General features: G+C 69.3%; 13 protein-coding genes, 1 tRNA gene and 1 pseudogene. 4 read left to right on the top strand and 11 right to left on the bottom strand.

Annotated elements, in window-relative coordinates:
* Positions 1-7: 7 nt before the first annotated feature.
* Complete coding sequence (locus tag KBY32_RS33025) at positions 8-1810, bottom strand: bifunctional UDP-sugar hydrolase/5'-nucleotidase (RefSeq protein WP_210982672.1); 1803 nt, start codon at positions 1808-1810, stop codon at positions 8-10.
* A 139-nt stretch (positions 1811-1949) separates the two neighbouring features.
* Here KBY32_RS33025 and KBY32_RS33030 point away from each other — a divergent pair, with 139 nt between their 5' ends.
* Both KBY32_RS33030 and pyk read left to right on the top strand, forming a co-directional pair.
* On the top strand, positions 1950-2627 hold the full coding sequence (locus KBY32_RS33030; protein ID WP_115509418.1) for an SIMPL domain-containing protein: 678 nt from the start codon (positions 1950-1952) through the stop codon (positions 2625-2627).
* Positions 2628-2790: 163 nt separating this feature from the next.
* Positions 2791-4227 (top strand): pyruvate kinase, encoded by a 1437-nt coding sequence (pyk, locus tag KBY32_RS33035; protein WP_210982673.1) that lies wholly within the window; start codon positions 2791-2793, stop codon positions 4225-4227.
* Between the two features lie 4 nt (positions 4228-4231).
* Here the strand turns inward: pyk and KBY32_RS33040 are convergent.
* Positions 4232-4953: pseudogene (locus tag KBY32_RS33040) on the bottom strand (helix-turn-helix domain-containing protein).
* Between the two features lie 87 nt (positions 4954-5040).
* A tRNA-Leu gene (locus KBY32_RS33045) sits at positions 5041-5123 on the bottom strand.
* A 100-nt stretch (positions 5124-5223) separates the two neighbouring features.
* On the opposite strand from KBY32_RS33045, the gene KBY32_RS33050 reads away from it, so the two are divergent.
* Positions 5224-5880 carry an ANTAR domain-containing response regulator gene (locus tag KBY32_RS33050; protein WP_055621537.1) on the top strand — a complete coding sequence of 219 codons (657 nt, stop codon included), beginning with the start codon at positions 5224-5226 and terminating at the stop codon, positions 5878-5880.
* 68 nt (positions 5881-5948) lie between these two features.
* Here the strand turns inward: KBY32_RS33050 and KBY32_RS33055 are convergent, their stop codons facing one another.
* The 8 genes from KBY32_RS33055 to KBY32_RS33090 all read right to left on the bottom strand — a co-directional run bounded on the left by KBY32_RS33055 (position 5949) and on the right by KBY32_RS33090 (position 15453).
* A complete protein-coding gene (locus KBY32_RS33055) occupies positions 5949-6665 on the bottom strand; it encodes an ABC transporter ATP-binding protein (RefSeq protein WP_210982674.1) in 717 nt (238 codons plus the stop codon).
* Entirely contained in the window at positions 6662-7549 is an 888-nt protein-coding gene (locus KBY32_RS33060) for an ABC transporter ATP-binding protein (protein WP_210982675.1), read from the bottom strand. The genes KBY32_RS33055 and KBY32_RS33060 overlap by 4 nt, the downstream gene beginning before the upstream one ends.
* A gap of 5 nt (positions 7550-7554) precedes the next feature.
* Complete coding sequence (locus KBY32_RS33065; protein WP_055621638.1) at positions 7555-9369, bottom strand: branched-chain amino acid ABC transporter permease; 1815 nt, start codon at positions 9367-9369, stop codon at positions 7555-7557.
* 23 nt (positions 9370-9392) lie between these two features.
* Entirely contained in the window at positions 9393-10322 is a 930-nt protein-coding gene (locus tag KBY32_RS33070) for a branched-chain amino acid ABC transporter permease (protein ID WP_210982676.1), read from the bottom strand.
* 116 nt (positions 10323-10438) lie between these two features.
* The gene (locus tag KBY32_RS33075; protein WP_370592109.1) at positions 10439-11668 is read right to left on the bottom strand and encodes a branched-chain amino acid ABC transporter substrate-binding protein; all 1230 of its coding nucleotides are present in this window, start codon (positions 11666-11668) and stop codon (positions 10439-10441) included.
* A 483-nt stretch (positions 11669-12151) separates the two neighbouring features.
* Positions 12152-12559 (bottom strand): hypothetical protein, encoded by a 408-nt coding sequence (locus tag KBY32_RS33080; RefSeq protein ID WP_210982677.1) that lies wholly within the window; start codon positions 12557-12559, stop codon positions 12152-12154.
* Positions 12560-12625: 66 nt separating this feature from the next.
* Positions 12626-13114 (bottom strand): hotdog fold thioesterase, encoded by a 489-nt coding sequence (locus KBY32_RS33085; RefSeq protein WP_055621533.1) that lies wholly within the window; start codon positions 13112-13114, stop codon positions 12626-12628.
* A gap of 59 nt (positions 13115-13173) precedes the next feature.
* Entirely contained in the window at positions 13174-15453 is a 2280-nt protein-coding gene (locus KBY32_RS33090; RefSeq protein WP_210982678.1) for an FdhF/YdeP family oxidoreductase, read from the bottom strand.
* Positions 15454-15615: 162 nt separating this feature from the next.
* Between KBY32_RS33090 and polA the strand changes: the two genes are divergently transcribed.
* On the top strand, positions 15616-18342 hold the full coding sequence (gene polA / locus KBY32_RS33095; protein ID WP_210982679.1) for a DNA polymerase I: 2727 nt from the start codon (positions 15616-15618) through the stop codon (positions 18340-18342).
* The last annotated feature ends 173 nt before the right edge of the window (positions 18343-18515 follow it).

Consider the following 18515-nt stretch of genomic DNA (forward strand, 5'->3'; position numbering starts at 1 on the left):
GCCGCCGTCAGAACACCGGAGTGCCCTCACGGGTCAGCTTCCAGTCCACCGACGCGAAGTCCTTCGGGTCCAGCACACCCTTCGCGGTCACCCACTCCGCGATCCGGGTCCGGATCTCCGTCGACTCCGACCACAGCTCCTGGGCCGACGCCACATGCGGAAACGCCCCGCCACCGTTGGCCCGGTAGTTGTTCACCGCGAACACGAACCTCTGCGCATCGTCCAGCGGCGCACCCTGGTACGACAGATTCCTGATCCGCTGCCCGGCCGGCTGCGCGATGTCGATGTCGTACGACAGCCCCGACACATAGTCGTAGTTGTAGTCCGGCCGGTTGTTCGCGTTCGTCAGCTTCGCCACGTCCACCGGAGCACCCGCCGCCGTCTGCACGAAGTACTCCGCCGAATACTCCAGGTACGCCCGCACCTGAGCACCGGTCATCAGCTTCGCGACCAGCGTGTTGTCGTACACGTACAGGCTCGACAGATCCCGGATCGTCACCTCGCCGGCCGGGATCTCCGACGTCCGCGAGAACGGCGACGCCTGAGAGATCACCGGCAGCGCGGCATGCTCCGTACCCGCCAGCGCCGCCTTCACCACGTCCTCCTGGACCTTGGTGATCAGATCGATGATCGGGGCGTCCTTGTACCGGGCGTCCACCGTCGTCAGCGTCTCCGTCGCCGACCCCACGACCTGGTTGACGTACTCCACGACCAGGTCGTGGTCCTCCTTCAGCAGCCGCGTGATCCGCGGGTCGTCCGGCACCGACTTCGAGTCCCGCACCGACGCCCGGACCGACTCGACCGTCCAGCAGCCCCGCTCGAAGACCAGCTCGACGTCGAACAGCGACAGCCGCTGCGCGTAGCACAGCGGCTCCGACAGCACGACCGTCCGCCCGGTCTTCTCGTTCGTGACCTTCAGCTCCGCGATCTCCGTGTGCGCGTGCCCCACCAGGATCGCGTCGATCCCCGGCACCTTCTGCGCCACCAGCGCCGCCGAGTTCTCCACATACGGCAGCTGGTCACCGTACGACGACGTGCCCGACGTACCCGAGTGCGCCGACACCACGACCACGTCCGCGCCCATCGACCGCAGCTTCGGCACCCACTTCGCGGCCTGCTCCTCCAGACCCGGGAACACCAGCTTGCCCTCGACGTACGCCTTGTCCCAGATCGCGATACCCGGGTTCGTCAGCCCCAGCACCGCCACCTTCACCGGCGGCGCGCCCTTCACATGGAACGTCTTGATGAAGTACGGCGGGAACGCCGGCTTCAGCGTCCTCGCGTCCAGCGCGTTCGCGCCCAGCAGCGGGAAGTCGCACTGCGACTCGAACTTGCGCAGCGTCTCGATGCCGTAGTTGAACTCGTGATTGCCCAGCGCCACCGCGTCATACCCGATCGCGTTCATCGCCGCCGCCATCGGGTGGACCGGGCCGCCCTTCGCGGTGATCGGGTCCACCTTCGCGTAGTAGTACGTCAGCGGGGTGCCCTGGATCGTGTCGCCCGCGTCGATGAGGAGCGTGTTGCCGCGCCCCTTCTCCTTGCGGACCTGGTTCACCAGCGTCGAGACCCGCGACAGGCCCTTCGCGTTCCCCGCGGCGTCCGTGTACTCCGCGTCCTTGAAGTAGTCCCAGTTGAAGACGTTCCCGTGCAGGTCCGTCGTACCCATCACGGTCAGCGCGTACCGCTTCTTCCTCGGACCCTTCGCCGGCTGCGCGGCATGCGCCGCCGGGGCACCCACCGCACCGGCCACCGCCACCCCCGCTCCGGTCACGGCTGACTTCTTCAGGAACTTCCGGCGGTCCAACGGCATGAGTGCATCTCCCGAGGGGAAGGGCCAACAACGCGCGTAGATTCTGACCTGGGCATGGCAGCGCGCAACAGCCCCCGCAGGTTTCGAATTGATGACCTGACGGCCCCGTAACCCGGCAAGCAGTGACACAGTGGGACGTATGGCCACCGCTTCCCAGGACCCCCACCCCGACGCACCCCACATCGCCGTCCGCGGCGAGGCCCACCTCGACGTCGACCCCGAGATCGCCCGCATCGGCGTCACCGTCACCTCCCGCGGCAAGGACCGGCGCACCGCCCTCGACGACCTCACCCGCCGCAACACCGCCGTCCTCGACCTCCTCAAGAGCCACGGCGACACCGTCGAACACCTGGAGACCGGCACCTTCTCCCTCAGCCCCCAACTCAAGGACAAAGGCCGCGGCGAACGCGTCCACGCCTACCACGGACACGTCCACCTCACCGCCGACCTCACCGACTTCACCGCCCTCGGCGAAATCACCACCCGCCTCGCCGACTTGGACCTCACCCACGTCGACGGCCCCCAGTGGGCACTGCGCCCCGACTCACCCGCCCACCGCCAGGCCCGGCAGCAGGCCGTACACGAAGCCGTCCAACGCGCCCGCGAATACGCCGAAGCCCTCGGAGCAGACCTCACCGCCCTCCTCGAACTCGCCGACCTCGACACCGACACCCCCGCGGCACCCGTCGCCCGGACCCGCTCCCTCGCCTACGGCGCCCCCGACGACACGCCCGCACCCCTCGACCTCGAACCGCAACGCCAGCACGTCGTCGCCCGGGTGAACGCCCGCTTCACCATGACCCCACCCCGGCTGTGACTCCCCGTCCCCGCCTGGAATCCCCCGATGGGATGCCCCGGAATTGCTCATCGGAGCACCCCGCCGCACAATTCAACTCTTGTCAATAACCCTTCACGCAAAGCTTGTTGGGTCGTCACCGATGACCAATTCTCTACCCACCGGTAAGTCATAGAGTCGAACCATGCGCCGAGCCAAGATCGTCTGCACCCTGGGCCCCGCCACCGACGGCTACGACCGCACAAAAGCACTGGTCGACGCCGGAATGGACATCGCCCGGTTCAACCTCAGCCACGGCACCCACGCCGAGCACGAGGAGCGCTACCAGCAGGTCCGCAAGGCCTCCGACGAAACCGGACACAGCGTCGGCCTCCTCGCCGACCTTCAAGGCCCGAAGATCCGCCTCGGCCGCTTCACCGAAGGACCCGTACTCCTCGAACGCGGCGACACCTTCACCCTCACCGTCGAACCCGACGCCGAAGGCGACCGCCACCAGTGCGGCACCACCTACCCCGGCCTCGCCGACGACGTCACCCCCGGCGAACGCGTCCTCGTCGACGACGGCAAGGTCTGCCTCCAAGTCACCGGCATCGACGGCCCCCGCATCCACACCACCGTCGTCGAAGGCGGCATCGTCTCCGACCACAAGGGACTCAACCTCCCCGGCGTCGCCGTCTCCGTCCCCGCCCTCTCCGACAAGGACGAGGCCGACCTGCGCTGGGCCCTGCGCACCGGCTTCGACATCATGGCCCTGTCCTTCGTCCGCTCCGGCCGCGACATCGACGACGTCCACCGCATCATGGACGAAGAGGGCCGCCGCCTCCCCGTCATCGCCAAGATCGAGAAACCCCAGGCCGTCGACGCCCTCGACGACATCGTCGCCGCCTTCGACGGCATCATGGTCGCCCGCGGCGACCTCGGCGTCGAGATGCCCCTCGAACAGGTGCCGATCGTCCAGAAACGCGCGATCACACTGGCCCGGCGCAACGCCAAGCCCGTCATCGTCGCCACCCAGATGCTCGACTCCATGATCGACCACTCCCGCCCCACCCGGGCCGAGGCGTCCGACGTGGCCAACGCCGTCATCGACGGCACCGACGCCGTGATGCTCTCCGGCGAGACCAGCGTCGGCAAATACCCCGTCGAGACCGTCCGCACCATGGCGAAGATCGTCGAAGCGGCCGAGGAGGACGTCCTCGCCCACGGGCTGCCCCCGCTGACCGAACACAACAAACCCCGCACCCAGGGCGGCGCCGTCGCCCGCGCCGCCGCCGAGATCGGCGACTTCCTCGGCGCCCGCTTCCTCGTCGCCTTCACCCAGTCCGGCGACACCGCCCGCCGGCTCTCCCGCTATCGCTCCCCGATCCCCCTCCTCGCCTTCACCCCCGAACCGGCCACGCGGTCGCAGCTCAACCTGACGTGGGGCGTGGAGACCTTCCTCGGACCGCACGCGGACTCCACGGACGCGATGGTCGACCAGGTGGACGAACTGCTGCTGCGGTACGGCCGCTGCCGCAAGGGCGACACGGTCGTCATCACCGCGGGCTCCCCACCCGGGGTGTCGGGCTCGACCAACCTGGTCCGCGTCCACCACATCGGCGAGGACGACACCCCGCACTGACGGGTCAGTACTTGGGGCCTACGTGGGCGTCCATGAGGGCCACGGATGCCTTTCGGGCGATGGAGACGATGAACGGGTCGCTGCCGCGGGCGAGCGTGGTCCACCGCACGCCGAGCTTGTCGAGCGTGTCGGTGAAGAGCCTGCGGATGTCGTCCGACTTGTGGTGATACGGCAGCCGTCGGAGTGGATGAGGCCGCGGATGAATTCCCAAGGGTGAGCGTCGACGATCTCCTGCTGCCAGGGTTCGAGGACGATGGCTCGCTCGTGCTTCTTGCCGGGGCCGTGCTGCGGGAACAGGCAGGGGAGGTGCTTCGAGTAGACCTTCACATTCCGGCAGCCGGTCCTGCGGACCCGGCAGACGGCGTTGTCGGGGAACACGGCACGCATGGCCTTCTCGCAGCCGTCCATCAGGCCCGGCCAGGACTCGTCGTAGCTGATCATGAGATTCGGGACGCGATGCGCGGAGTGGTGGCTGATGTGCCCGTCGCCGAGGTAGAGACCGAGCAGGTACCCGTAGGCTGGCCGATCGAGATGCCGGCCGTCGCACCGGGGGCACTTCGGATCGTGCCGGCCGGGACACTCACCGCGTTGCGCGCGGTCGAGGTGCTTCCAGTAGCCGATCGTGCCGTTCGGCACATTGAGCCTGCGCGCCACTTCGGCGTTCGTTGCGCCGCCACGCAGCAGTGCGAGCGCCACGTCCCGAACATCAGTACCGTGTTTGTCCATGTGGCTACTCTGAGTGAGTGAAACTCGCGACGGGCAGCAAAAAGCGGATGTTCACGAGAACGTGGACATCCGCTCTTGGATCACAGGTGCCGGGTGCGGGACTCGAACCCGCAAGCCCTCTCGGGCAGATGTGTTTGAGACATCCGTGTATGCCATTCCACCAACCCGGCTGGACTGGCCCCGGAAAGCATACCGGGTCACCGCGCTTCCCCGCCTCTAGGTAGGCTGCTTAAGCAGCAGCACCTGCCCGGCCCGTAACAAGGAGCCCCCGTGACCGCCCCCGAGTCGCCCCAGCCCGTGGACGCGCCTGACGACGACAAGTCGCACGTGCCTCCGCTGACGACCCGCGTCGTCATCGCCGAGGACGAGGCCCTGATCCGGCTCGACCTCAAAGAGATGCTCGAGGAGGAGGGGTACACCGTCGTCGGTGAGGCCGGTGACGGTGAGCAGGCCGTCGAGCTGGCGCGCGAGCACCGCCCCGACCTCGTCATCCTCGACGTGAAGATGCCGAAGCTCGACGGCATCTCGGCGGCCGAGAAGATCGCCGAGGAGAGCATCGCGCCGGTGCTGATGCTGACGGCGTTCTCGCAGCGCGACCTCGTGGAGCGGGCCCGGGACGCCGGTGCCATGGCCTACCTGGTGAAGCCGTTCAGCAAGAGCGACGTCGTGCCGGCGATCGAGATGGCCGTCTCGCGGTTCACGGAGCTGAAGGAGCTGGAGAAGGAGGTCGCGGACCTCAGCCAGCGCCTGGAGACCCGCAAGCTGGTGGACCGGGCGAAGTCGGTCCTGCAGACGCAGTACGGCCTGACCGAGCCGGCCGCGTTCCGCTGGATCCAGAAGACGTCGATGGACCGCCGGATGTCGATGCAGCAGGTCGCCGAGGCCGTGATCCAGGACGCCGAGGAGAAGAAGGCCGCCAAGGGCTGATCTCCCCGAGGACAAGCGTGAGGCCCGTGCCCCTGACCGGGGGGCACGGGCCTCAGCTCTTGAGGGCGTCAGTCCTCGCCGAGGTACGCCTTGCGTACCGACTCGTCGTGCAGGAGGTCCTGCCCGGAGCCGGAGAGGACGATCTTGCCGACCTCCATGACGTGACCGTGGTCGGCCAGGGAGAGCGCGGCCTGGGCGTTCTGCTCGATGAGCAGGATGGTGGTGCCCGCGGCCTTGAGTTCCTGGATGGTCGCCATGATCTTCTGCATCATGATCGGCGAGAGTCCCATGCTGGGCTCGTCGAGCATGAGCAGCTTCGGCCGGGACATCAGCGCCCGTCCCATGGCGAGCATCTGCTGCTCGCCGCCGGAGAGGGTGCCCGCGGCCTGCTTGCGGCGTTCCCCGAGGATGGGGAAGAGGTCGTAGGCGCGCTGGATGTCCTTCTCGATGCCGTCCTTGTCGGTGCGCAGGAAGGCGCCGAGGCGCAGGTTGTCCTCGATCGTCATGCGCGGGAAGATGTGCCGCCCCTCGGGGGAGTGGGCGAGTCCCAGGGAGACGACCTTGTGGGCGGGGATCTTCTTCAGCGATTTGCCGTCGAACTTGATGTCGCCGGACAGGGGCTGGAGGAGGCCCGAGAGGGTGCGCAGGGTGGTGGTCTTGCCGGCGCCGTTGGTGCCGATGAGGGTGACGACCTCGCCTGCTTCGACCTTGAACGAGATGCCCTTGACGGCCTCGATCTTGCCGTAGGCGACTCGGAGGTCCTCGACCTCGAGCAGTGCGGTCACTTCTCGTCCCCTTCCGTGGTGCTGTGCGCGTCGCTCTCCGAGGCCTCGACCTCGGCGGCCTCGACCTCGGCGGCTTCGGCGGCACCGGGGGCGCCTTCGAAGGGTTCGCCGAGGTAGGCGGCGATGACGCGCTCGTCGGCCTGGACGACTTCGGCGGGGCCTTCGACGATCTTCTCGCCCTGGACGAGCACGGCGACCCGGTCGCAGAGGTTCATGATGAACCGGATGTCGTGCTCGATGACGAGGACGGCGATGCCCTGGTCCCGGATGGCGAAGATGAGTTCTTCGGCCGCGCGGGTCTCCTGGGGGTTCATGCCGGCGGTGGGTTCGTCGAGGAGGAGCAGGCCGGGTTCGCTCGCGAGGGCCCGGGCGATCTCCAGCTTGCGCTGTTCGCCGTAGGGCAGGTTGCGGGCGAGGTGGTCGGCCTTGGCGGCGAGGCCGGTGAACTCGAGGAGTTCCATGGCCCGTTCGCGGGATGCCTCTTCGGCCTTCTTGAAGCCGGGCAGGCGCAGCAGGGCGGACCAGAGGCCTTCCTTGGTGCGGGTGTGCCGGCCGACGAGGACGTTTTCCAGGACGGTCATGTTGGCGAAGAGCCGGATGTTCTGGAAGGTGCGGGCGATGCCGGCCTGGGTGACCAGGTGCGGCTTGGGGGGCAGGACGGTGCCTTTGTAGGCGACCTTGCCCTCGGTCGGCACGTAGAGGCCGGTGAGGCAGTTGAAGAAGGTCGTCTTGCCGGCGCCGTTGGGGCCGATGAGGCCGACGATCTCGCCGGTGTTGACGGTGAGGTCGACGCCGCGGACGGCGGTGAGGCCGCCGAAGCGCATGGTGACGCCGCTGGCGTCGAGCACCGTCGTGGTGGTGGGTGTGGTCGTGGTGGTGGTCATGGCGGTCACGCCCCTGCCTTGGCGACGCCGGTCGCGCCTTCGGGCAATGGCTTGTCCTCCGGTACGTCGAGCTGTCCGGTCTCGTGGAATTCGAGCTGCTTCCTGCGGTCGGCGACCAGGCCCTCGGGGCGGAAGCGCATCAGGAGCATCAGGGCGATACCGAAGAGCAGCAGCTGGTACTCGGCCATGAACTGGAGCTTGGCCGGGATCAGGTAGAGCAGTGCCGCGCCGATCAGGGGTCCGCTGATGGTGCCCATGCCGCCGAGGATGACGGCGGCGAGCAGGAAGGCCGAGTTGGGCGGCACGGGGCCGGCGAACTGGTACTGCTCGGGGGTGACGCTGTAGGACACGTGGGCCTGGACGGTGCCGGCGAGGCCGGCGAGGCAGGCGCCGAGGGCGAAGGCGAGGAGCTTGAGGCGGAAGCCGTTGATGCCCATGGCGGTGGCGGCGGTCTCGTCCTCGCGGATGGCGACCCAGGCGCGGCCGATGCGGGATTCCGCGGAGCGGCGGAAGACCATCACGACGATGATCGTGAAGACCAGCATCAGCAGGTAGTAGTTGGCGGAGCGGGTGAGCTCGTGGCCGAGGACGTCGTGCGGGACTCCGAGGTTGAAGCCGAGGATCTCCAGGTCGGGGATCTGCGGGATGCCGTTGGAGCCGTTGGTGACGTCGGGTCCGCTGTTGCCGTTCAGGTTGTTCATGGTGATGCGGAAGATCTCACCGAAGCCGAGCGTCACGATGGCGAGGTAGTCGCCGCGCAGTCGCAGGGTCGGTGCGCCGATGACGACGCCGAAGATCAGCGAGGCGACGGCGCCGGTGAGGACGGCGGCCCAGAACGGGAAGGTGACGCCGATGGTGGAGGCGGGGGAGCCGGACACCAGGGCGGCGGCGTAGGCGCCGACGCCGAGGAAGGCGACGTAGCCGAGGTCGAGGAGGCCGGCGAGGCCGACGACGACGTTGAGGCCCAGGGCGACCGTGGCGAAGATGAGGATGTTCGCGCCGATGAGGGCGAACTGGTCGTTGGTCTGGGTGAAGGGGAAGCAGATCGCCGCCGCGAAGGCCGCTCCGAGGGTGACGTTGCGGTGCTTGGCGGTGAGTGCGGAGAGCCGCTTCAGCAGTCCGGCGCGGTTGACGGCGGTGAAGCCGAAGGCCGCGAGGATGAGGAAGCCGATGAACAGCTCGGAGTACTCGGTGCTGATGCCGTACGAGAAGACGTACAGGCCGACGCCGAAGCCGGCGGCGATGATGAGGATCTCGAGCCAGGAGGGGAGTTCCTTGGCGCGGCCGGGGTCGGGGGCGGTGAGCGCGTGGCGGACGCGGCCCCACAGGTTGGGGTCGGGGTCGCCGGCGTCGTAGGGCTGGTCGACGGGGAGGCCGAGGGCGCCGATGACGGCGACGAGGGCGCCGAGGCCGGAGACCCAGGCGCCGGGCTCGAGGTTGACGAGGCCGCCGAGTTCCTGGGCGATGGCGCCCATGGCGTAGCCGGTGACGCCGAGGACGCCGAGGGCGGAGAGCAGTACGGGGCTGTTCTTGCCGCCGGGGGTGAGCCAGCCGAGTCCGCGCACGCCGTAGCCGGTGAGGGCGAACAGGAGGGTCAGCAGGGAGCCGACGAGGGTGAGGATCTGGAGGCCGCCGGGGTAGCCGGTGACGGTGAGGTTGCCCGGGAATTCGTCGGTCCAGGTCCAGGCGAGGAAGGTGCCGATGAGGGCGAGGGCGGAGCCGGCGACCGTGATGCCGCGGGCCGCGGTGTGCGGGAGCGGGATGATCGGGGTGGCTGCGGGGGTGGACACCTTGGTGGTGTCGTCGGTGGTCTTGTCCATGGGGATGTCGGTGGTCATGGGTATCACGCCCGATCCGCGACGCGTTCGCCGAGCAGGCCCTGTGGCCTGAACAGCAGGACGAGGATGAGGAGGCTGAACGCCCACACGTCCTTCCAGGCGCCGCCGCCGAAGAGGTCCATGCCGGGGATTTCGCCTATGTAGCCGGTGGCGAGGGATTCGGCGACGCCGAGGACGAGGCCGCCGAGCATGGCGCCGTAGATGTTGCCGATGCCGCCGAGGACGGCTGCGGTGAAGGCCTTGAGGCCCATCAGGAAGCCCATGCGGAAGCCGACCTGGCCGTTCTTCAGGCCGTAGGCGACGGCCGCGACGGCGGCGAACGCGGCACCGATGGCGAAGGCCATGACGATGATGCGGTCGGTGTTGATGCCCATGAGCTTGGCGGTGTCGGGGTCCTGGGCGGTGGCCTGCATGCCGCGGCCGGAGCGCGTCTTGTTGACGAACAGGCCGAGGGCGATCATGCAGAGCGGGGCGGCTATGAGGACGAAGATGTCGCCGCGCTGGATGTTGGCGCCGAGGATCTCGACGGGGTCGCCCTGGAAGCGGGGGAAGGGGACGTCCTTCTTGGCGTCGGGGAACCACATCCATACGGCCTGCTGGAGGACGATGGACAGGCCGATCGCGGTGATGAGGGGCGCCAGGCGGGGTGCGGTGCGCAGGGGACGGTAGGCGAACCGTTCCGCCGCGGTGCCGACGGCGACCGAGACGAGGATGCCGCCGATGATCATGAGGGGGATCGCCGCCCCGAGGCCGAAGCCGTCGGGGAGGACCATCCAGATGGTGAGGGCCCCGAAGCCCCCGACCATGAAGATCTCGCCGTGGGCGAAGTTGATGAGCTGGACGATGCCGTAGACCATCGTGTAGCCGATCGCGATGAGTCCGTACATCGCGCCGAGGATGAGTCCATTGGCCAGCTGTTGCGGCAGTTCGTGCACCGCAGGGCCTCCGTGGAGTGGTTCGGATATGGCGCCGCGCGGGGAGCGCTGGTGGGCGCTTCCCGCGCGGCCTGGATCAATGTGTGAGGTGGATGGGTTCTCTGACTCGTCCTTCGTCAGCCGAGCTTGGGCTCGCCGCTGAACTCGGGCGCCCAGGCGTTGTCCTTGATCTTGTAGGCGGTCATGGTGTGGTTCGTGGTGTCACCGAACTCGTCGAACGAGATGGTGCCGGTGACGCCGTCGAACTTGACCTTGGCCATGCCGTCCAGGACCGCCTTGCGGCCGTCGGACGGGACCTTGCCGTCGTTGCCCTCGACGGCCAGCTTGACGGCCTCGATGATGGCCCAGGTGGCGTCGTAGGTCAGGCCGCCGTAGGCCTCGTAGTCGTCCTCGTAGCCCGCGGCCTTGTAGTCCGCGATGAAGGTCTTGGCGGAGGGGAGCTGCTCGACGGGCCGGCCGACGGAGGTCGCGAGGTCGCCCTCGGCCTTCTTGTTCAGCTTCGGGAACTCGCCGGAGTAGATGCCGTCGCCGCCCATGAGCGGGATGTTCTGGCCGCTGTCCTTGAGCTGCTGGCTCAGCGGGCCGGCGGCCGGGTACTCGCCGCCGTAGTACAGGGCCTGGGCGCCGGTCTTCTTGATCTTGGCGACCACGGCGTTGAAGTCACGGTCGTCGGGGTTGATGTGGTCGGTGCCCACGATCTTGCCGCCGAACTTGGTGAAGTTCGCCTTGAAGGACGCGGCGAGGCCGGCGCCGTAGGTCTTCTGGTCGTCGATCAGGTAGACCTTCTTGAGCTTCGCCTTGTTGTACAGGTAGTCGGCGGCGAAGGCACCCTGGATCTCGTCCGTGGTGGCGGTGCGGAAGAACGTCTTGAACTGGCGGACCGAGTCGCCGGTCTTCCAGCCGTCGCCCTGGGTCAGCTCGGTGCCGGTGTTGGCCGGGGAGACCTGGGTGAGGCCGGCGTCGTTGAGCGGCTTCTGCATCTGCTGGGAGACGCTGGAGTTCAGCGGGCCGACGACGCCGAGGACGTCCTTGTTGCTGATGAACTTCTGGGCGTTCTGCTGGCCGACGGACGGCTGAGCCTGGTCGTCCAGGGCCTCGATCTTGAACTCGACGCCCTTGACGAACTCCTTCTTGTTGGCCGTCTTGGCGGCCAGGTCCGCGGAGTTCTTCATGCCGAGGCCGAGCGCGGACAGGTCGCCGGACAGCGGGGCGTCGAGGCCGATCACAACTGTGGTCTTGTCGCCGTTGCTGCTGCCGCCGTCGTCGTCACGCGACCCACAAGCCGTGAGTGTCAGCGATCCCGCCGCGAGCGCGGCGGTAATGGCGATGATCGAACGTTGACGCACGAATCAGGTCCTTTCCCTGGCACGGCGGTTCCCCATGGAACGCGCCGAGTCGAGCGCTGGGGACGAAGTGACTTCGAATCCGATGGCTCGGTGACTGGCCGTGACTCTAAGCGCGGGTGGGGAACATGGAGGAGGCTCTGACCAAGGCTGTGACGCTCTTGTTATGACACGCGGTATCCCTGAGCGGTACTGCGTGGGGGGAAGAGCGGATTTCCGGCCGATTCGCCCTGTCCACATAGTGAGAATCCGCAGCGTTCGCGCGTAGCTTCTTCACGAGCGTTCACGCGTTTAGGTGCTGACCGTATTCGGTGCCGAAGGCAACCGGGGGTCTTGCGGGGGTGTGCGGGAAAGCGGCGCGCGGCGGGTGTGCGGGCGGCTTTCATTGCAGCCGTATTACGCAGAGTTACACGCGTGAAAGATGTCCGGCGTGCCGCACCGTATTCGTGTAGAGGGCACGGAAAGTGGAATTGCGGATTTGGTTCGTCAGCCCCAGGGGCCTCCCGTGGGTTCGCCGTTCCGGTACCGCTCCTCGCAGGCCGTGCGCGCCCGGCGGTCGATGAGCCGGCCGGCCGCCTCGTCGCCGGCGCGCTCACGCTCGGCGCGGGCCGCGTCGACCACCGTCCGCAGGATCTCGTACTGCCCGTCGGACAGCCCCATCGACTGGTAGTCGCCGTAGGTGTCGCCGGTCAGCGCCCGGCGCGACCAGTACGCGATGATCCGCGTGCAGAGCCGGGCCGGTGAAGTCGTCGCGGCGGAAGGCGAGTTGCCGGTCACCGTGGGGTGCGCCGGGGAGGGCCGCGCGCCCGGCTCCCCGCAGCCGCCCGCCGAGCAGGCGGCCAGCAGGGCCAGTCCGAGCGCAGCCCCTTTCCGGCGCGCCCCTGCCTTGGTCATGCCCCGACCGTATGCCGCCGCGCGGCAGGGATCAACGGCGGGGTGGGAACAGGGAGTTGACCCGGCTCAGTCCGCCGCGCGGACCCGCTCCGCGTCGCCCGGGTTCACATCGCGCAGCATGCAGGTCAGCCGCGCCGTGCACACCCGCCGCCCCTGCTCGTCGCTGATCACGATCTCGTACGTCGCCGTGGAACGGCCCCGGTGCAGCGGTGTGGCCACACCGGTGACCAGGCCCGAGCGGGCGCCCCGGTGGTGGGTGCAGTTGAGGTCCACACCCACCGCGATCTTCGAGGTGCCGCCGTGCAGCATGGAGCCCACCGAGCCGAGGGTCTCCGCGAGCACCGCGGACGCGCCGCCGTGCAGCAGCCCGTACGGCTGGGTGTTCCCCTCCACCGGCATCGTCCCGACGACCCGCTCCGCGGACGCCTCCACGATCTGGACGCCCATACGCGTGCCGAGGTGCCCGGCCGAGAACAGGGCCTGAAGATCGACGCCGAGCGCGGCGTACTCGTCGATGACCTCCTGCGGGAACTTCACGTGCTGCTGCTCGCCCATGGGCCCGGCTCCGTTCGTCGTGATCACTCGGTGGCGTGGCGCACCGCCTGAGCAAACGCTCAGTCGGTCGCCGATTGTTCCAGACGTACGATCACGGACTTGCTGGCCGGGGTGTTGCTGGTGTCCGCGGTGGCGTCCAGCGGCACCAGCACGTTGGTCTCCGGGTAGTACGCCGCCGCGCAGCCCCGCGCCGTCGGGTACGCCACCACCCGGAACCCGGGCGCGCGCCGCTCCACGCCGTCCCGCCACTCGCTCACCAGATCCACGTACGAGCCGTCGGCGACCCCGAGCCGCCGGGCGTCCTCCGGGTTGACCAGCACCACCCGGCGGCCGTTGCGGATGCCCCGGTAGCGGTCGTCCAGGCCGTAGATCGTGGTGTTGTACTGGTCGTGCGACCGCAGCGTCTGCAGCAGCAGCCGCCCCTCGGGGACCTCCGGGTACTCCACCGGCGCCGCCGTGAAGTTGGCCTTGCCGGTCGCCGTCGGGAAGCGGCGCTCGTCGCGCGGGGCGTGCGGCAGCGTGAAGCCGCCGGGACGCTCCACGCGCGCGTTGAAGTCCTCGAAGCCCGGCACGACCCGGGCGATCCGGTCCCGGATCGTCGCGTAGTCCTTCTCGAACTCCTCCCACGGCGTCCGGCTCTTCTCACCCAGCACCCGGCGGGCCAGCCGGCACACGATCGCCGGCTCCGACAGCAGATGCGCACTCGCCGGCTCCAGCCGCCCCCGGGAGGCGTGCACCATGCCCATGGAGTCCTCGACGGTGACGAACTGCTCGCCGCCGCCCCGCAGATCCCGCTCGGTACGGCCCAGCGTCGGCAGGATCAGCGCCCGCGCGCCCGTCACCGCGTGGCTGCGGTTCAGCTTCGTCGACACGTGCACGGTCAGCCGGGCCCGGCGCACGGCCGCCTCGGTGACGGCCGTGTCCGGCGTGGCCGCCACGAAGTTGCCGCCCATCGCGAAGAACACCTTCGCCTCGCCGTCGCGCAGCGCCCGGATGGCCCGTACGACGTCCAGACCGTGCTCACGCGGCGGCGCGAACCCGAACTCCCGCTCCAGGGCGTCCAGGAAGGCGGGCGCGGGCCGCTCGAAGATGCCCATCGTGCGGTCGCCCTGCACATTGGAGTGACCGCGCACCGGGCACACACCCGAACCGGGCCGGCCGATGTCGCCGCGCAGCAGCAGGAAGTTGACGATCTCCCGGATCGTCGGCACCGAGTGCTTGTGCTGGGTCAGGCCCATCGCCCAGCACACCACCGTGCGCCGCGACGCCAGCACCATCTCCAGCGCCCTGTCGACGTCCTCGCGCGTGAGGCCCGTCGCCGTCAGCGTCTCGTCCCAGCCGGCGGCGCGGGCGGCCTCGGCGAACTCCTCGAAGCCATGCGTGTGATCGCGGACGAAGTCCTCGTCGACGGCGCCCTCGGTCTCCAGGATCAGCTTGTTCAGCAGCCGGAACAGCGCCTGGTCGCCGCCGATGCGGATCTGCAGGAACAGATCGGTCAGCGCGGCGCCCTTGAGCATGCCCTGCGGGGTCTGCGGGTTCTTGAACCGCTCCAGACCCGCCTCGGGCAGCGGGTTGATGGTGATGATCCGCGCGCCGTTCGCCTTCGCCTTCTCCAGCGCCGACAGCATCCGCGGATGGTTCGTCCCCGGGTTCTGCCCGGCGACGATGATCAGCTCGGCCTGGTACAGGTCCTCCAGCAGGACGCTGCCCTTGCCGACGCCGATCGTCTCCGACAGCGCCGACCCGGACGACTCGTGGCACATGTTCGAGCAGTCCGGCAGATTGTTCGTGCCCAGCTCACGGGCGAAGAGCTGGTACAGGAAGGCCGCCTCGTTGCTGGTGCGGCCCGACGTGTAGAAGACGGCCTCGTCGGGCGAGCCCAGCGCGGCGATCTCCTCGGCGACGATGTCGAAGGCCCGCTCCCAGCTCACCGGCTCGTAGTGGGTGCCGCCCTCCGGCAGATACATGGGATGCGTGAGCCGCCCCTGCTGCCCGAGCCAGTAGCCGCTGCGCGTCGCCAGGTCGGCCACCGGGTGCGCGGCGAAGAACTCCGGGGTGACCCGGCGCAGCGTGGCCTCCTCGGCGACCGCCTTCGCGCCGTTCTCGCAGAACTCCGCCGTGTGCCGGTGCTCCGGCTCCGGCCAGGCGCACCCCGGGCAGTCGAAACCGTCCTTCTGGTTGACCCGCAGCAACGTGAGCGCGGTGCGCTTCACCCCCATCTGACGCTGGGCGGCCCGCAGGGTGTGGCCGATGGCGGGCAGGCCCGCCGCCGCGTGCTTCGGCTCGGCGACCCGGGGCGCGTCCTGGACCGGATCACCCGTGGGCGGCTTGCTGGCCATCGCGCACTCTCCTTCGTGTACACGTGTGACGTACGTCTCCGATCCTCGCATGTGCAACGGTCCCTGCGGGGAGCGGGTGTTCGGGCCCGGCGCCCGGCCGGGACGGTCCGCCGGCGCCCCGGCGGCACCCGGCTGTCAGTGGGGCGTGGCAGGATCGGGGGCGTGGCAGATTCAGCATCGAAGCAGACCGACAGCACCCCCGGCGGCGGCCGGCCCCGCCTGATGCTCATGGACGGGCACTCACTGGCCTACCGCGCCTTCTTCGCGCTGCCCGCGGAGAACTTCACGACGGCGACGGGCCAGCCGACGAACGCGATCTACGGCTTCGCGTCGATGCTGGCCAACACACTGCGTGACGAGGCGCCCACCCACTTCGCCGTGGCGTTCGACGTGTCCCGCAAGACATGGCGCTCCGAGGAGTTCACCGAGTACAAGGCGAACCGCTCCAAGACCCCGGACGAGTTCAAGGGCCAGGTCGAGCTGATCGGCGAGCTGCTCGACGCGATGCACGTCTCCCGGTTCGCCGTCGAGGGCTTCGAGGCCGACGACGTGATCGCCACCCTCGCCACCCAGGCCGAGGCCGCCGGTTTCGAGGTGCTGATCGTCACCGGCGACCGTGACTCGTTCCAGCTGGTCAGCGAGCACACCACCGTGCTCTACCCGACCAAGGGCGTCTCCGAGCTGACCCGGTTCACCCCGGAGAAGGTCCTCGAGAAGTACGGCCTCACCCCCGCCCAGTACCCGGACTTCGCTGCCCTGCGCGGCGACCCGTCGGACAACCTGCCGGGCATCCCCGGCGTCGGCGAGAAGACCGCCGCGAAGTGGATCAACCAGTTCGGGTCCTTCGCCGAGCTGGTCGAGCGCGTCGACGAGGTCAAGGGCAAGGCCGGGCAGAACCTCCGCGACCACCTGGAGGCCGTCAAGCTCAACCGCCGCCTCACCGAGCTGGAGCGGCAGGTCGAGCTGCCCAAGGCCGTCGCCGACCTCGCGCGTGAGCCGTACGACCGCAAGGCCGTCGCGATGATCCTCGACACCCTCGAGATCCGGAACCCGTCGCTGCGCGAGCGGCTCTTCGGCGTCGACCCGGGCGCCGAGGAGGCCGAAACCACCCCGATCTCCACCGAGGGCGTCGCCCTGGACGGCACCGTCCTCGGCACCGGCGAGCTGGCTCCCTGGCTGGCGGAGCACGCCGGCGGGGCGCTCGGCGTGGCCACCGTCGACACCTGGGCCCTCGGCACCGGCTCGGTCGCCGAGGTCGCGCTGGCCGCCGACAGCGGCGCGGCCGCCTGGTTCGACCCCTCCCAGCTGGACGAGGCCGACGAGCGGGCGTTCGCCGGCTGGCTCGCGGACGCCGAGCGGCCCAAGGTCTTCCACAACGCCAAGGGCGCCATGCGGGTCTTCGCCGAGCACGGCTGGAGCATCGAGGGCGTCCGCATGGACACCGCGCTCGCCGCCTACCTGGTCAAGCCGGGCCGCCGCTCCTTCGACCTGGACGCCCTGTCCCTGGAGTACCTGCACCGCGAGCTGGCACCCGCCGCCACGGCCGACGGCCAGCTGGCCTTCGGGGCGGACGAGGGCGCCGAGGCCGAGGCGCTCATGATCGAGGCCCGGACCGTCCTCGACCTCGGCGAGGCCTTCGAGGGCCGGCTCCAGGAGGTCGGCGCCGCCGAGCTGCTGCGCGACATGGAGCTGCCGACGTCCGCCCTGCTCGCCCGCATGGAGCGGCACGGCATCGCGGCCGACCGGGCACACCTGGAGGCCATGGAGCAGATGTTCGCCGGTGCCGTGCAGCAGGCCGTGAAGGAGGCGCACGCGGCGGCCGGGCACGAGTTCAACCTGGGCTCGCCCAAGCAGCTCCAGGAGGTCCTCTTCGGCGAGCTGGCCCTGCCCAAGACGAAGAAGACGAAGACCGGCTACACCACCGACGCCGACGCCCTGGCCTGGCTCGCCGGCCAGACCGACAACGAACTGCCGGTGATCATGCTCCGCCACCGTGAGCAGGCGAAGCTGCGGGTCACCGTCGAGGGCCTGATCAAGACGATCGCGGCGGACGGCCGGATCCACACCACGTTCAACCAGACCGTCGCCGCCACCGGCCGCCTCTCCTCCACGGACCCCAACCTGCAGAACATCCCGGTCCGCACCGACGAGGGCCGCGCGATCCGCCGGGGCTTCGTCGTCGGCGAGGGCTTCGAGTCCCTGATGACGGCGGACTACAGCCAGATCGAGCTCCGTGTGATGGCCCACCTCTCCGAGGACGAAGGCCTGATCGAGGCGTTCACCTCCGGCGAGGACCTGCACACCACGGCCGCCTCCCAGGTCTTCGCCGTGGAGCCGGCCGCCGTGGACGCGGAGATGCGCCGCAAGATCAAGGCGATGTCGTACGGCCTCGCGTACGGGCTGTCGGCCTTCGGCCTCTCCCAGCAGCTGAACATCGAGGCGGCCGAGGCGCGCACCCTGATGGACGCCTACTTCGAGCGGTTCGGCGGCGTCCGCGACTACCTGCGCCGGGCGGTCGACGAGGCCCGCGCGACGGGCTACACGGCGACCCTCTTCGGCCGCCGCCGCTATCTGCCCGACCTCAACAGCGACAACCGCCAGCGCCGCGAGGCGGCCGAGCGCATGGCGCTGAACGCGCCCATCCAGGGCACGGCGGCCGACATCGTCAAGATCGCTATGCTCAACGTGGACCGCGCCCTGCGCGAGTCGGGACTCGCCTCCCGGATGCTCCTCCAGGTCCACGACGAAATCGTCCTGGAGATCGCCCCCGGCGAACGCGAGGCGGCGGAGGAACTGGTCCGCCGTGAAATGTCCAACGCCGTCCACCTGAGAGTCCCCCTGGGCGTCTCGGTAGGCGCCGGCCCCGACTGGGAATCAGCGGCCCACTAGCCGGCTGCCGAACGCCGGGCCGGCCAACCACCGGCCCGGCGCAAAGGGGCACGGGGAACTGCGCACCCAGCCCCCACGGTCCGCACACAACACACAGCCGGGCGCCCACCCCCTCAGGGGCGCGGGGGACTGCGCGACAAGCCCCCACCGGCCCGCACAAACCAACCGGCCAG

The sequence above is a fragment of the Streptomyces sp. RK62 genome (genome assembly GCF_018070255.1).
GTDB lineage: Bacteria > Actinomycetota > Actinomycetes > Streptomycetales > Streptomycetaceae > Streptomyces > Streptomyces nigra.